A 15,274-nucleotide genomic window follows, 5' to 3' on the forward strand; every position below is an offset into this window, starting at 1 on the left:
GGGGTTGGACTCGTGACGCTTTTCGCATCACCAATCCATCACGTCCGTCAAGGGAGAGGGTGATGGCGAACCGACCGACGACCAAGGATGTCGCCCGCGCGGCGGGGGTGAGCGTGACCACGGTCGACCGGGCCCTCAACGGGCGGATGAAGGTCCGCGAGGAGACCCTGCGCCGGATCGCCGAGGCGGCGCACCGGGTCGGTTACCACGGGCGCGGTCTCATCGACCACCGGCTCGGCCTCGTGGTCCCGCGCAAGCGGCTGGGTGTGGTGCTGGTCAAGCGCCAGCAGGAGTTCTACCAGAACTTCGCCCGCGAGCTTCAATCCGCGATGGCCGCGCGCGCCGACGTGCGGGGCGAGGTGTGCATCCGGTTCGCCGCCTCCCAGGCGCCGGACGATTTCGTAACGGAGCTGCTGGACCTCGGCGACAAGGTCGACGCCCTGGCTTGCGTGGCCGTCAACCACCAGAAGCTCGACGCCGCCGTTCAGACGCTGGAGCAGAGGGGGGTGCCGGTCGTCGCGCTTCTCAACGACATGGCCCAGGGCATCCGGGCATCCTACCTCGGGCTCAACAACATAAAGGTGGGGCGGCTGGCGGGCTGGATGCTCACCCGGACCATCCGCCGCCCCGGCAAGCTCGCGGTCTTCGTCGGCGGCAACCGCTGGCACGGGCATGACCTGCGCGAGGCCGGGTTCCGGTCATTCGTCCGGGGCGAGGCGCCGGGGTTCCCGGTGCCGGACACCGTGGTCAATCTCGAGACCCGGGAGGTCACCTACGAGGCGACGCTCGACCTGCTGCGCCGGCACCGCGACCTGGCCGGGATCTACGTGGCCGGCGGCGGGATGGAGGGTGCCATCGCGGCCCTGCGCGAGGCGCGGGCGCCGGGGGAGGTGGGCCTGGTGGTGAACGAACTGACGGCCGACAGCCGCGCGGCGCTGGCCGACGGCTTCGCCGCCATGGTGATCTCGACGCCGCTGGCGGAGCTTTGCCGAAACCTGGTGAGCCTGGTGGTGGAGGGGCTTGGTCCCGGGGCGGAGGCAGTTCCGGGCCAGCAGTTCCTCGAGCCGAGGATCTACCTCCCGGAGATGGTCTGATGACGCTAATGCGTCTTCTAGAGACGGGGCTCGACGTCATGGATGGCGTGAAACACGGCGTGGAAATTGACCGGGCGGACCGCTCTGCCGCAGAGTTCCGCGCGACGCCCGGACGCCATGCCCGGGCCTGCTGGATCGCAACGGAGACGCCATGACCACTCGTTTCGCCATTCTCGGAGCCGGACGCATAGGGCAGGTGCATGCCAGCACCCTCGGCGCCACGACGGGCGCGGCGCTGGTGGCGGTGGCGGACGCCGTGGAGAGCGCGGCGCGCGTCGTCGCCGAGACCCACGGCTGCGAGATCCGGACGATCGAGGCGATCGAGGGCGCACCCGACGTGGACGCCGTCGTCATCTGCACCCCGACCGACACCCACGCCGACCTGATCGAGCGCTTCTGCCGCGCCGGCAAGGCCGTCTTCTGCGAAAAGCCGGTGGACCTGGAGGCCGCCCGGGCCCGGCAGGTGATGCAGACCGTCGCCACCACCGGCGGGCGGCTGATGGTCGGCTTCCAGCGCCGGTTCGATCCGGATTTCCGCGCCCTGAAGGCCGTCATCGACCGGGGCGAGATCGGCGAGGTCGAGATGGTCCATCTCATCTCCCGCGACCCGGGCGCGCCGCCGCACGACTACATCCGCCGCTCCGGCGGGATCTTCCAGGACATGACCATCCACGATTTCGACGTGGCCCGCTGGCTGCTGGGCGAGGAGGTCGAGACCGTGATGGCGCAGGCCTCCGTCCTCACCGACGGCGACATCGAGAAGCTGGGCGACTACGACAGCGCCAACGTCCTTCTGCGCACGTCTTCGGGCAAGCTCTGCACCATAAGCAACAGCCGCCGCGCCTCCTACGGCTACGACCAGCGGATCGAGGTGCACGGCAGCCTCGGCGCGGTCTCGGCCGGCAACCACCGCCAGGCCGACATCGAGCTGGCCACCGGGTCCGGCTACACCCGGCCGCCGCTGCTCGACTTCTTCATGACCCGCTACACCGCCGCCTATGCCGCCGAGATGACCGCCTTCGTCGCCGCGCTGAGCGAGGGCGGGCCGATGCCGACGACCGGGGAGGACGGGGTGCGGGCGCTGGAGCTGGCGGAGGCGGCGCTCGCCTCGGTCCGGACCGGCGCCGAGGTCCGGGTCGGCGAGGAGGTGCCGGCATGACCGCCAAACCGCTCGACGTCATCACCATCGGCCGGGCCGGGGTGGACCTCTACGGCAGCCAGGTCGGCACCCGGCTCGAGGACATGGGCTCCTTCGACAAGTACATCGGCGGCTCGCCCACCAACATGGCCTGCGGCACCGCGCGGCTGGGCCTGAAATCGGCGCTCATCAGCCGGGTGGGCGATGAGCACATGGGCCGCTTCATCCTCGAGCAGCTGGCCCGCGAGGGCGTCGAGACCGGGGGCGTCGTCACCGACCCGGAGCGGCTGACCGCCCTCGCCATCCTCGGCATCCGCGACCAGACGCAGTTCCCGCTGATCTTCTACCGCGAGGACTGCGCCGACATGGGCCTGTGCGAGGCGGACATCGACGAGGCGTTCGTCGCCTCGGCCCGGGCGGTGGTGGCCACCGGCACCCACCTCAGCCACCCGCGCACCCGTTCCGCCGTCCTGAAGGCGTTGCAGCTGGCGCGGCGGCACGGCGCCCGCACCGCGCTCGACATCGACTACCGGCCCAACCTCTGGGGCGTGCTCGGCCATGGCGAGGGCGAGAGCCGCTTCGCCGAGAGCGCCGAGGTCACCGCGGCCCTGCAGGAGGTGCTGCACCAGTTCGACCTGATCGTCGGCACCGAGGAGGAGTTCCACATCGCCGGCGGCTCCACCGACACGCTCGAGGCGCTGCGGGCCGTGCGCGCGGTCTCGGCGGCGACGCTGGTCTGCAAGCGTGGGCCCATGGGCGCGTCGGCCTTCGAGGGCGCGATCCCCGGCAGCCTCGACGACGGGCAGACCGGGCCGGGCTTTCCCATCGAGGTCTTCAACGTGCTCGGGGCCGGGGACGGCTTCATGTCGGGCCTGCTGAAGGGCTGGCTCGACGGCGAGGACTGGCCCCGCGCGCTCACCTACGCCAATGCCTGCGGGGCGCTCGCGGTCAGCCGCCACGGCTGCACCCCGGCCTATCCGAGCTGGGAGGAGCTGCAGTTCTTCCTCGAGCGCGGGGTGATCCGCCCCGACCTGCGCAACGACGCGGAACTCGAGCAGATCCACTGGGCCACCAACCGCCACCGCAACGCCGGGGGCAGCTGGCCGGTGCTGCGCGCCTTCGCCTTCGACCACCGGGCGCAGCTCGAGGAGATGGACGGCTACACCCCCGAGAAGGGCGCCGCCTTCAAGCAGCTCTGCCTCGACGCCGCGCTGTCCGTGCAGGACGGCCGGCCCGGCTACGGCATCCTCTGCGACGGCCGGATCGGGCGCGACGCGCTGCACCGGGCCACCGGCACCGGCCTCTGGATCGGCCGGCCGGCAGAGCGTCCGGGCTCCCGCCCCGTGGATTTCGAGCCCGAGCTGGGGCCGGACCTCGGCGGCCTGCGCGAATGGTCCCGCGACAACGTGGTCAAGCTGCTGGTCTTCGCCCACCCCGGGGACGACGACAAGACGCGCAAGATGCAGGCGGCGCGGATCGAGAGGCTCTTCGCCGCCGCCCGTCGAGAGCGGCTGGAGGTCCTTCTGGAGTTGATCCCCTCGAAGGTCGGCCCGGTGGACGATGGCACCATGGCGGAGCTGATCGACTGGGTCTACGGCCTCGGCGTCTTTCCCGACTGGTGGAAGCTCGAACCGCTGAAGACCCAGGCCGGCTGGTCCCGGGCCGTGGCGGCGATCGAGGCCCACGATCCGCACCCGAGGGGCATCGTCGTCCTCGGCCTCGACGCGCCGGAGGAGGCGCTGGCCGAGAGTTTCACCCTCGCCGCGGCGCAGCCGCTGGTGAAGGGCTTCGCCGTGGGGCGCACGATCTTCGGCGATGCCGCCCGCGCCTGGCTGACGGGCGAGATGAAAGATGGCGAGGCGGTGGCGCTGATGGCCCGGCGCTACAGCCGCCTTTGCGACGCCTGGGACACCGCCCGCGCCGCGCCGATAGAGGAGACCGCCCGATGACCGCCACCCTCCGACTGACCGCCGCCCAGGCCATGGTCCGCTGGCTCTCCGTCCAGAAGACGGAGGCGGGCGAGCGCTTCATCGACGGCGTCTGGGCGATCTTCGGGCACGGCAACGTCGCCGGCCTCGGCGAGGCGCTGCACGGCATCGGCGACGCGCTGCCCACCTGGCGCGGCCAGAACGAGCAGACCATGGCCCATGCCGCCATCGCCTTCGCCAAGGCCAGCAAGCGCCAGCGGGCGATGGCGGTGACCTCCTCCATCGGGCCGGGGGCGACCAACATGGTCACCGCCGCGGCGCTCGCCCATGTGAACCGGCTGCCCCTGCTGCTGATCCCCGGCGACGTCTTCGCCAGCCGCGCCCCGGACCCGGTGCTGCAGCAGGTGGAGGATTTCGGCGACGGCACCGTCAGCGCCAACGACTGCTTCCGCCCGGTGAGCCGCTATTTCGACCGCATCAGCCGCCCCGAGCATCTGCTCACCGCGCTGCCCCGGGCCCTGCAGGTGATGAACGACCCGGCCCGCTGCGGCCCGGTGACGCTGAGCTTCTGCCAGGACATCCAGGCCGAGGCCTACGACTACCCCGAGAGCTTCTTCGAGCCCCGCATCTGGCGCATCCGCCGCTCCGCGCCGGACCCCGTGGAGCTGGAGGCCGTGGCCGAGGCGCTGAAGGCCGCGCGCCGCCCGGTGATCGTCGCCGGCGGCGGGGTGATCTACGCGGGCGCGGAGGAGGCCTTGCGCGACTTCGCCCGCCGCCACGGTATTCCGCTGGCGGAGACCCAGGCCGGCAAGGGCGCGGTGGGATGGGACGAGCCGATGAACCTCGGCGCGCCCGGCGTCACCGGCAGCGACGCCGCGAACCGGGCGCTGGCGGAGGCGGACCTCGTCCTCGGCGTCGGCACCCGGCTGCAGGATTTCACCACGGGAAGCTGGACACTCTTCGCCAACCCCGCCCGCCGCCTCGTCTCGATCAACACCGCCGGCTACGATGCCGGCAAGCACGGCGCGCTGGGGCTTGTCGCGGACGCCAGGGTGGCGCTGGAGGCGCTGAGTGCCGCGCTCGGCGACCGAAGCTGGCCCGACCATGACAGCGCCGCCCGGTCCCAGTGGTTCGAGGCCACCGCCGCCGTCATGGCCGCGCCGGAAGCCGGGGCGCTGCCCACCGACGCGCAGGTCATTGGCGCCGTCCAGCGGCAGGCGGGCCCGAAGACCGTGGCGATGTGCGCCGCCGGCACCATGCCGGGCGCGCTCCATACCCTCTGGCAGGCCGCGCCGGGCGGCTACCACATGGAATACGGCTACTCCTGCATGGGCTACGAACTGGCGGGCGCCATGGGCATCAAGCTCGCCCGGCCGGAGGCGGACGTGGTCTGCTTCGTCGGCGACGGCAGCTACATGATGGCCAATTCCGAGCTGGCGACCGCCGTGATGCGGCGCATTCCCTTCACCGTGGTGCTGACCGACAATCGGGGCTACGGCTGCATCAACCGGCTGCAACAGGGCACCGGCGGGGCGGAGTTCAACAACCTCTATGCCTCCTCCCGCGTGGAGGCGCAGCCGCAGATCGATTTCGCCGCCCATGCCGCCTCCATGGGGGCGGCCGCGGTCAAGGTGGCGGATCTGGAGAACCTCGAGGCCGAGATCGGCAAGGCCCGCGACCGGGATATCCCCACCGTCATCGTCATCGACACGGACCCCTACCCGGGCACCGGCGTCGGCGGGCACTGGTGGGACGTGGCGGTGCCGGAAGTCTCCGCCCGCCCCGAGGTGGCCTCCGCCCGGGCCGAGTACGAGGCCAACACCGCACGCCAGCGCAGCGACTGAAAGGGCAGGGACATGAGCGTCAAGATCGGGGTCTCCCTCATCGCCTGGCAGAACGACGACCTGCCGGAGCTGACCGCCGCCTACACCACCGAGGGCGCCATGGAGGATGCCGCGCGCATCGGCTACGCCGGGGTCGAGCGGGGCCGCCGGATGCCGGCGGACACCGACGGCCTGCGCGCCTATCTCGACCGCTACGGCGTCGCGCTCTGCGGCGGCTGGTTCTCCGGCAGCCTCATGGCGCAGGACGCGGCGGCGGAGAAGGCGGCGCTCGGCGGCATGGTCGCGCAATTCGCCGCGCTGGACGCGCCCTGCATCGTCTATGCCGAATGCGCCAACACCATCCAGGGCGATGCCGCGGCCCCCCTCTCGCGCCGCCCCAAGCTCGCCCGCGAGGACGTCACCGCCTATGCCGGCCGCCTGACGGAGCTGGCGAAATGGGCGCGGGGGCAGGGGATGCCGCTCGCCTACCACCACCACATGGGCTCCATGATCCAGGACGAAGAGGACATCGACTGGCTGATGGACGGCTCGGGACCAGAGCTGGACCTGCTCTTCGACACCGGGCACCTGCACTTCGCCGGGGGGAACGTGACCGGGGTGCTCGACAAGTGGGCTCACCGCATCGGCCACGTCCACTTCAAGGACGTCCGACAGCCGGTGCTGGACCGGATCCGGGCGAACGACGGCAGCTTCCTCGATGCGGTGCAGGCGGGGGCGTTCACCGTGCCGGGAGACCCGGAGGGCTGCATCGACTTCCAGGCGGTCACCGACAGGCTGGCGGCCATGCAATACGAGGGCTGGATCGTCGTCGAGGCGGAGCAGGACCCGGCCAAGGCCCCGCCCGCCGAATACGCCAGGCTGGGCTTCGACCACATCGTCGGGATCTGCCGCCGGTCCGGCCTCGAGATCGCTCCCGCCAGCGCGAAAGGATAAGCCATGCCCGACCTCCTCCACCGCCCCTTCGGCAGCCACGGCAAGGTGCACGACATCACCCCGGCCAGCGCCGGCTGGCGCTATGTCGGCTTCGGCCTCTACCGGCTGCGCCCGGGAGAGCGGGTGGCGGAGGCGACGGGCGAGCGCGAGGTGATCCTCGTCATGGTCGAGGGCAAGGCGCGGATCGAGGGCGCGGGGCAGGATTGGGGCGAGCTGGGCGAGCGGATGGACGTCTTCGACAAGACGCCGCCCCACTGCCTCTACCTGCCGAACGGCAGCGACTGGACAGCGGAGGCCACCACCGACTGCACCATCGCCGTCTGCTCGGCCCCGGGCAAGGGCGGCCATCCGGCGCGGCGGATCGGACCGGACGGCATCACCCTCACCTCCCGCGGCAAGGGCAACAACACCCGGCACATCAACAACATCGCCATGGAGGCCGAGGATTACTGCGACAGCCTTCTGGTGACGGAGGTCTTCACGCCCGACGGCAACTGGTCCTCCTATCCCAGCCACCGCCACGACGAGGACGATTATCCACGGATCACCTACCTCGAGGAGACCTACTACCACCGGCTGAACCCGAAGGACGGCTTCGGCATCCAGAGGGTCTATACCGACGACCGGCAGCTGGACGAGACCATGGCCGTGCATGACGGCGACGTGGTCTGCGTGCCGCGCGGCCACCATCCCTGCGGCGCGCCCTACGGGTTCGAGATGTACTACCTCAACGTCATGGCCGGCCCCCTGCGCAAGTGGCGCTTCGTGCCCGCGCCGGAGGTGGAATGGATCATGACCCGTGACGGCTGACCTCGCTAGAGCAGGCTGCGCCCCGGAGGCCGCCGACGCAGCCCGCTCGGAACAGAGAGGATAATCAGCACCTTGGAAAGCCATCCGGTCATCTTCCTGCTGAACATCACCAGCGCCGCGGCCCTTCTCGTCTGGGCCGTGCGGCTGGTGCGGACCGGGTTCGAGCGGGCCTTCGGCGACCAGCTGGGCCTGTGGCTGCGACGGTCGACGACCAGCCGGCCGAGCGCCGCCGGCTGCGGCGCGGCCGCCGCCGTGCTGCTGCAAAGCTCCACGGCGGTGGTCGTGCTGATGGCCAGCTTCCTCTCGGCCGGCAACATCGGGGGCGTCGCCGGGCTCGCCCTGCTGCTGGGCGCGGACGTCGGCTCCGCCCTGGTCACCCAGGTGCTCACCTCGCAGCTGGCCCTCGTGGAGCCGCTGCTGCTGCTGGCGGGCGTGCTGATCTTCCTGAGGGCCCGCCAGCGCCGGGCGCGGCAGGTCGGGCGGATCCTGATCGGGCTGGCGCTGATCTTCATCTCGCTCGACCTGATCCGCGCCGCGAGCAGCCCGCTGGTGGAGAGCCCGGCCGCAAGCGGGGCCATGGCCTACCTCGCCCGGGACCTCGTCACCGCCTTCGCCGTCTCCGCCGTATTCGCCTGGCTGGTGCATTCCAGCGTCGCGGCGATCCTGCTCTACGCGACCATGGCGACCCAGGGCGTCCTGCCGCTCGAGGCGGCACTGGCCATGGTGCTGGGCGCGAATCTCGGCGGCTGCCTCATCGCCCTGCTCCTGACCCTGCAATCGGCCGCCAGCGTGCGCCGGGTGGTCTGGCTGAACCTGGCCCTGCGCGGGGGCGGTGCGCTCGTCGCGCTCGCGGTGCTGTTCTCCTGGGATGTCCTGCAGCAGATCCCCGGCGGCAGTGCGGGCCAGCAGGCGATCAACCTGCACCTGGCCTTCAACCTCGCGCTCCTGCTGCTGTTCCTGCCGTTCGTCGGCGCGCTGCACCGGGCGCACGAGAGGCTCTTCCCCATGGCGCGCGCCGAGGCCAATCCCCTGGCGCACCGCTCCGCGCTCGATCCCGAGGCGCTGAGCCAGCCCAAGCGGGCGCTCTCCTGCGCGGTCCGCGAGCTGGTCCACATCGGCGGACTGGTCGAGGCGATGTTCCGCCGCTCGATCGGCCTGATGGACGTCTACGATGCCGCCGAGGCCGCGCGCCTCGCCGAGACCAACGCGCTGATCGAGCGTCTCTCGCTGGAGCTGCGCCTCTACCTCGCCCAGGTGCAGGCCAGCGACCGGCAGGACAAGATCGGCACCCGGGCCTTCGACCTGGCCGGCGTCGGGGCGAACCTCGAGGCCGCCGCCGACATCGTGGCCCAGACCATTCCCCGGCTCGCGGCGCGCAAGAGCTTCGAGAAGCTCACCTTCTCGGACGACGGCTGGCAGGAGCTGACCGAGTTCCACGAGCGGGTCCTGCGCAACGTCCAGCTGGGGATCTCCGTCCTGATGAACGACGAATCCGAGCTGGCCGAGAAGCTGGTCGAGGAGAAGGACAAGGTCCGCGACCTGGCCCGCCAGCTCGAAGAGCGCCACCTCTTCCGCCTGCAGCGCGGCCTCGAGGAGACGCTCAACACCAGCAGCATCCACCTGGAGCTACTGCGCGCCATCAAGAACGTGAACACCGCCTTCGCCATGATCGCCTACCCGATCCTCAGCCAGTCCGGAAAGCTGCGCGACAGTCGGCTGGCATCGGATTGAGCGCTTCGTCCCGGCAAAGCCGTAGGCCGGGCTTCAGCCCGGCTCGCGCCGTCCATTACCATAATCATCCTTAGTGGTCCTTGCCCTCGACACTGCTCGGAACAGGCCGCACGCCTCGTCGTTGAGAGGACATCAGAGGGGGAGCGCGTGTGTGCATTCGTATCAGTATCGATGGGCGACCACTCCTGGCCGGCTTGCCTCCCAGCGACGGGCCGCTGACGTCCGAGCCCCGCGATAAGGCTGATCCGGCGCCTTCACACGAATTCGGGGGCGGCCGCTCATGACCGGCAGCATTCTCGCATTGAACGTCGGATCCTCCAGCGTCAGCTTCGCCGCCTATCCGCCCGACGCGCCGTCTGAGCCGGAGCTGAGCGGTCAGCTCGACGAGACCACGGACACCGGCGTCGTGCTGCAGGACGGTGACGGCAACGACCTGCCCCCGCTGCCCCTGCCCGACCAACCGGACCGGCGGGCGTTGGTGTCGGCGCTGGCGGCGCGGGTGCGGGAGCGGCTGCCCGGGCCGCTGGTGGTGGGGCATCGGGTCGTCCATAGCGGCGGGCGCTTCCGTGCGCCGGTGCCGCTCGATGCGGAGACGGAGGCGGCGCTGCGGGGTTTCGCGCCGCTCGCACCGCTGCACCAGGGCGCGAACCTCGACTCGGCGGCCTGGCTGCGCGCCGAGGATCCCGAGCTGGCCCAGTTCGCGGTCTTCGACGACGCCTTCCACGCCACCCTGCCCGAGGTCGCCCGCCGCCTGCCGCTCCCCGACGACGTCGCCCGCGGGCTGCGGCGGCACGGGTTTCACGGCCTGTCCTACGCCTCCGTCGCGCGGCAGATGCGGGCCCTGTCGTCCGCCCGCCGCGTCGTCGCGCTGCACCTGTCGGGCGGCGCCAGCCTCTGCGCGATGCAGGACGGGCGCAGCGTCGACACGTCGATGGGTCTGACGCCGCTGGACGGGGTGATGATGGGCACCCGCTCGGGCGCGCTCGATCCGGGCGCCCTGCTCTACCTGATGAAGCGCGACGGGCGCACGCCCGAGGAGATGGAAGAGCTGCTCTACCGCCACGCCGGGCTCAAGGGCGTCTCGGGCATCAGCGCCGACATGCGCGATCTCTTCGCCTCCGACGCGCCCGGCGCGGCGCGCGCGCTGGATCTCTACTGCCACCTCCTGCTCCGCCAGCTGGGCGCGATGGTCGCCAGCCTCGGCGGCGTCGATGCGCTCGTCTTCACCGGCGGCGCGGGCGTGGGGCAGCCCGGCCTGCGCGAGCGGCTCTGCGCCCGCCTCGACTGGCTCGGCGTCGGGCTCGACGCGGAGGCCAACGCACGCTCGGCGCCCCTGATCTCCACCCCCGCGAGCGCGGTCGAGGTGCGGGTCCTGCCGGCCCGGGAGGAGGCGGAGATCGCACGGGCGGTGGCGGCACACCTCGATGGGAGCGACAGATGAGCGACGACCTCACGCAAGTGGACGCCTGGTGGCGCGCGGCCAACTACCTCTCGGCGGCGCAGATCTACCTGCTCGACAACCCGCTGCTCCAGGAGCCGCTGCGCGCGGATCACATCAAGCCCCGGCTCCTCGGTCACTGGGGCACCTCGCCGGGGCTCAACTTCGTCTATGCCCACCTGAACCGCGCGATCCGCGCCCGCGACCTCGACATGATCTTCATCGCCGGCCCCGGTCACGGCGGGCCGGCCGTCCTCGCCAACGCCTGGCTCGAGGGCACCTATGGCGAGGTCTACCCCGAGGCCGGCCATGGCGCGGAGGAAATCCGCCGCTTCGTCAAGCAGTTCTCCTTCCCCGGTGGCGTGCCGAGCCATGCCGCGCCCGAGACGCCGGGCTCGATCCACGAGGGCGGCGAACTCGGCTACAGCCTGATGCACGCGCACGGGGCCGCCTTCGACAATCCCGACCTGCACGTCGCCTGCGTGATCGGCGACGGCGAGGCCGAAGCGGGGCCGCTCGCGGCGAGCTGGCCGTCGATCCGCTTCGTCGATGCCGCCCGCGACGGCGCGGTGCTGCCGATCCTGCACCTCAACGGCTACCGCATCGCCGGGCCGACGGTGATGGGCCGGATGGACGACGCGGCGCTCGACGCGCTGTTTCGCGGCCACGGCTACGCGCCGCTCTTCGTCTGCGGCGACGAGCCGGCGCGGATGCACCGCGACATGGCCGCCGCGCTCGACGCCGCCTTCGACTCCATCGCGGCCATCCAGCGCGCCGCCCGCGACGGCACCGCGACGCCGGCCGAGACGCCGCGCTGGCCGCTGATCGTGCTGCGCAGCCCCAAGGGCTGGACCGGGCCGGAGCGCGTCGACGGCGCGCCGGTCGAGGGCACCCACCGCGCCCACCAGATCCCGCTGCCCGGCGTGAAGGACGACCCCGACCACCTGCGCCAGCTCGAGGCGTGGCTGAAGAGCTACCGCCCCGACGAGCTGTTCCGCGACGGCGCCCCCGCCGAGGCCCTGCGCGCCATCGCTCCCGAGGGCGTCCGCCGGATGAGCGCCAACCCGGCCGCCAACGGCGGCCGCCTGCTGCGCCCGCTCGACCTGCCCGCCCTCGCGCCCGCCGAGGTCGAGGTCCCTGCCCCCGGCGCGGTGCAGGCCAGCGCCAACAAGGCGCTCGGCGCCTGGCTGCGCGAGGTGATGCGCGCCAACCCGGACAACTTCCGCCTGTTCGGCCCCGACGAGACCGAGAGCAACAAGCTCGACGCCGTCTTCGACGTCACCGGGCGCAAGGCGACGGGGGAGGTGCGCGACGACGATGCCGACCTCGCGCCCGACGGGCGGGTGATGGAGGTGCTGTCCGAGCACCTCTGCCAGGGCTGGCTCGAGGGCTACCTGCTGACCGGCCGGCACGGGCTCTTCAACAGCTACGAGGCCTTCGTCCACATCGCCGCCTCGATGTTCAACCAGCACGCCAAGTGGCTGCGGGTGAGCGGGGGCCTCGCGTGGCGCGCGCCGGTGGCCTCGCTGAACTACCTGCTGACCTCCCATGTCTGGCGGCAGGACCACAACGGCTTCAGTCACCAGGATCCCGGCTTCCTCGATCACGTCGCCTCCAAGGGCGCGGAGGTCGTGCGCATCTACCTGCCGCCCGACGCCAACTGCCTGCTGCAGGTGGCGCGGGCCTGCCTCGAGAGCCGCGACCGGGTCAACGTCATCGTCTCGGGCAAGCACGAGGAGAGCCAGTGGCTGTCGCCCGAGGCGGCGCGGGCGCATTGCGAGGCCGGCCTCGGCGCCTGGGACTGGGCTTCCGACGAAGTACCGCCCGACGTGGTCATGGCCTGCGCGGGCGACGTGCCGACGCAGGAGACGCTCGCCGCCGTCGCGCTGCTGCGCGAGCACCTGCCCGACCTGGCGCTGCGGGTGGTCAACGTGGTCGACCTCATGGCGCTGCAGCCCCCGCCGCGCAACGCCGACGGGCTGGACGATGCCGGGTTCGACGCGCTCTTCACCACCGACAAGCCGGTGATCTTCGCCTTCCACGGCTATCCCGGCCTGATCCACGAGCTCACCTACCGCCGCCGCAACCATCACAACTTTCACGTTCACGGCTACAGCGAGAGCGGCACGACCACGACGCCGGCGGACATGGCGGTGCGCAACGCGCTCGACCGCTTCCACCTCGTCCTCGCCGCCCTGCGCCGCAGCGGCCGTGACGACCCGGCGGCCGAGGCGCTGGCCGCCCATTGCCGCGACCGGCTCGAGGCCCACCATGACCACGTGCGCGCCACCGGCACCGACCTGCCCGAGATCCGCGACTGGCGCTGGCCGGGCTGAGCGCGCGGGCGACAGGAGGAGGTTCCAGCGATGCCCGACACGACCCGATCCCGAGACCGGATGGTGGAGCGCCAGCTCGCCGCGCGGGGCATCCGCGACGCCCGGGTGCTCGACGCGATGCGCAAGGTGCCGCGCGAGGCGTTTGTCGCGCCGGGCTCGGAGGAGTTCGCCTACGAGGACGGCCCGCTGCCCATCGGCCACGGCCAGACCATCTCGCAGCCCTACATCGTCGCGCTGATGATCGAGGCGGTCGAGGTCCGGCCCGGCGAGCGGGTGCTGGAGGTCGGCACCGGATCGGGCTACGCCGCCGCGATCCTCGCCGAGATCGCCGGCGCGGTTCACTCCATCGAGCGCCACGCCCCCCTCGCCGGCACCGCGCGCGAGCGGCTGGCCGCCGCGGGCTACGGCTCGGTCGAGGTGCATGTGGGCGACGGCACCCTCGGCTGGGCGGAGGCCGCGCCCTACGACGCGATCCTCGTCGCCGCCGGCGGCCCCTTGGTGCCGGAGGCGCTGAAGGCCCAGCTCGCGCCCGGCGGCCGGCTCGTGATCCCGGTGGGCGACGTGGCGGCCGCCGAGGGGCAGTCGCTGCTGAAGATCACCCGCACCGGCGACGACAGATGGGAGCAGGAGCGGATCGCGGGCGTGCGCTTCGTGCCGCTGATCGGCGCGCAGGGCTGGGCCGAGGACGGCAGCCGCGCCGCCTCGTCCCACGTCCCCGCCCGCAGCCGCAGCCTGCCCGAGACGATCGCCGAGGCGGCCGAGCCCCTGCCCGCCTTCGATGACCCCGCCTTCGGCCGTCTCTTCGACCGCTGGGCCGACCGGCGCGTGGTGCTGCTGGGCGAGGCGAGCCACGGCACCGACGACTTCTACCGCGCCCGCGCCGCCGTCACCCGGCACCTGATCGCCCACCACGGCTTCTCCATCGTCGCCGTCGAGGCCGACTGGCCCGACGCCGCCGCCGTCGACCGCTTCGTCCGCCACCACGCCGCGCGGGAGTTCGAGGAGCCCGCCTTCACACGCTTCCCCACCTGGATGTGGCGCAACGAAGCCGTCGCGGACTTCGCCGACTGGCTGCGCGGGCACAACGACGGCGTTCCGCCGGCGCGGCGCGCGGGCTTCTACGGGCTCGACATCTACAACATGCGCGGCTCCATCGCCGCCGTGCTCGCCTACCTCGACGCGCACGACCCGGAGGCCGCCCGCATCGCCCGCGAGCGCTACGGCTGCCTCACGCCGTGGCAGAGCGACCCGGCCACCTACGGCCGCGCGGTGCTCAGCCGGGGCTACGAGGATTGCGAGGCGGAGGTGATCGCCCAGCTGCGCGACCTGCTGGAGAAGCGGCTCGACTACGAGACGCGGGACGGGCAGAGCTTCCTCGACGCGGCGCAGAACGCCCGGCTGGTGCGCTCGGCCGAGCGCTACTACCGGATCATGTATTACGGCGGCGCCGAGAGCTGGAACCTGCGCGACAGCCACATGTTCGAGACGCTCGAGCACCTGCTCGAGGCGCGCGGGCCGGAGGCGAAGGCGGTGGTCTGGGCGCACAATTCCCACATCGGCGACGCCCGGGCGACGGAGATGGGCGCGGTCCGGGGCGAGCACAACATCGGCCAGCTCTGCCGCGAGCGCTTCGGCGACGAGGCCGCGCTGGTCGGCATGGGCACCCACACCGGCACCGTCGCCGCGGCGACCAACTGGGACGGCGAGATGGAGGTCAAGCGCGTCCGCCCCTCCCGCGAGGACAGCTACGAGCGGCTCTGCCACGAGGCCGGCCAGCCGCGCTTCCTGCTCGACCTCGCCGCCGACGGTCCGCTGCGCACGCGCCTCGCCGAGGAGCGGCTGCAGCGCTTCATCGGCGTCATCTACCGCCCCGAGACGGAGCTGCAATCGCACTATGCCCAAGCCAGCCTCTCACGCCAGTACGACGGCTGGCTCTGGATCGACGAGACCCGGGCGGTGACGCCCCTCGCCCCCGAACACCGCCACCCCGGCACCCCCGAGACCTGGCCGTTCGGCGTGTGA

10 protein-coding genes are annotated in these 15,274 nt (G+C 72.0%); all 10 read left to right on the top strand.

The annotated features are described in order from the left end of the window. The first annotated feature begins 62 nt into the window (after positions 1-62). A complete protein-coding gene (locus tag OG2516_RS17235) occupies positions 63-1,094 on the top strand; it encodes a LacI family DNA-binding transcriptional regulator (RefSeq protein ID WP_007257082.1) in 1,032 nt (343 codons plus the stop codon). A gap of 151 nt (positions 1,095-1,245) precedes the next feature. After that, a complete protein-coding gene (iolG, locus tag OG2516_RS17240; RefSeq protein WP_040616300.1) occupies positions 1,246-2,253 on the top strand; it encodes an inositol 2-dehydrogenase in 1,008 nt (335 codons plus the stop codon). Further along, positions 2,250-4,181 carry a bifunctional 5-dehydro-2-deoxygluconokinase/5-dehydro-2-deoxyphosphogluconate aldolase gene (locus OG2516_RS17245; protein WP_007257084.1) on the top strand — a complete coding sequence of 644 codons (1,932 nt, stop codon included), beginning with the start codon at positions 2,250-2,252 and terminating at the stop codon, positions 4,179-4,181. The genes iolG and OG2516_RS17245 overlap by 4 nt, the downstream gene beginning before the upstream one ends. Continuing rightward, positions 4,178-6,004 carry a 3D-(3,5/4)-trihydroxycyclohexane-1,2-dione acylhydrolase (decyclizing) gene (gene iolD, locus OG2516_RS17250; RefSeq protein WP_007257085.1) on the top strand — a complete coding sequence of 609 codons (1,827 nt, stop codon included), beginning with the start codon at positions 4,178-4,180 and terminating at the stop codon, positions 6,002-6,004. Before OG2516_RS17245 ends, iolD begins: the two co-directional genes overlap by 4 nt. A 12-nt stretch (positions 6,005-6,016) precedes the next feature. Beyond that, entirely contained in the window at positions 6,017-6,937 is a 921-nt protein-coding gene (gene iolE, locus OG2516_RS17255) for a myo-inosose-2 dehydratase (RefSeq protein ID WP_007257086.1), read from the top strand. Between the two features lie 3 nt (positions 6,938-6,940). Then, complete coding sequence (gene iolB / locus OG2516_RS17260) at positions 6,941-7,747, top strand: 5-deoxy-glucuronate isomerase (protein WP_007257087.1); 807 nt, start codon at positions 6,941-6,943, stop codon at positions 7,745-7,747. A 72-nt stretch (positions 7,748-7,819) separates the two neighbouring features. Continuing rightward, on the top strand, positions 7,820-9,478 hold the full coding sequence (locus OG2516_RS17265) for a Na/Pi cotransporter family protein (protein WP_007257088.1): 1,659 nt from the start codon (positions 7,820-7,822) through the stop codon (positions 9,476-9,478). Between the two features lie 280 nt (positions 9,479-9,758). Next, the gene (locus tag OG2516_RS17270; protein WP_040616302.1) at positions 9,759-10,919 is read left to right on the top strand and encodes an acetate/propionate family kinase; all 1,161 of its coding nucleotides are present in this window, start codon (positions 9,759-9,761) and stop codon (positions 10,917-10,919) included. Then, the gene (locus OG2516_RS17275; protein WP_007257090.1) at positions 10,916-13,252 is read left to right on the top strand and encodes a phosphoketolase family protein; all 2,337 of its coding nucleotides are present in this window, start codon (positions 10,916-10,918) and stop codon (positions 13,250-13,252) included. The genes OG2516_RS17270 and OG2516_RS17275 overlap by 4 nt, the downstream gene beginning before the upstream one ends. Before the next feature lie 30 nt (positions 13,253-13,282). Continuing rightward, the gene (locus OG2516_RS17280) at positions 13,283-15,274 is read left to right on the top strand and encodes a protein-L-isoaspartate(D-aspartate) O-methyltransferase (RefSeq protein ID WP_040616305.1); all 1,992 of its coding nucleotides are present in this window, start codon (positions 13,283-13,285) and stop codon (positions 15,272-15,274) included.

The organism is Oceanicola granulosus HTCC2516, assembly GCF_000153305.1.
GTDB classification, from domain to species: domain Bacteria; phylum Pseudomonadota; class Alphaproteobacteria; order Rhodobacterales; family Rhodobacteraceae; genus Oceanicola; species Oceanicola granulosus.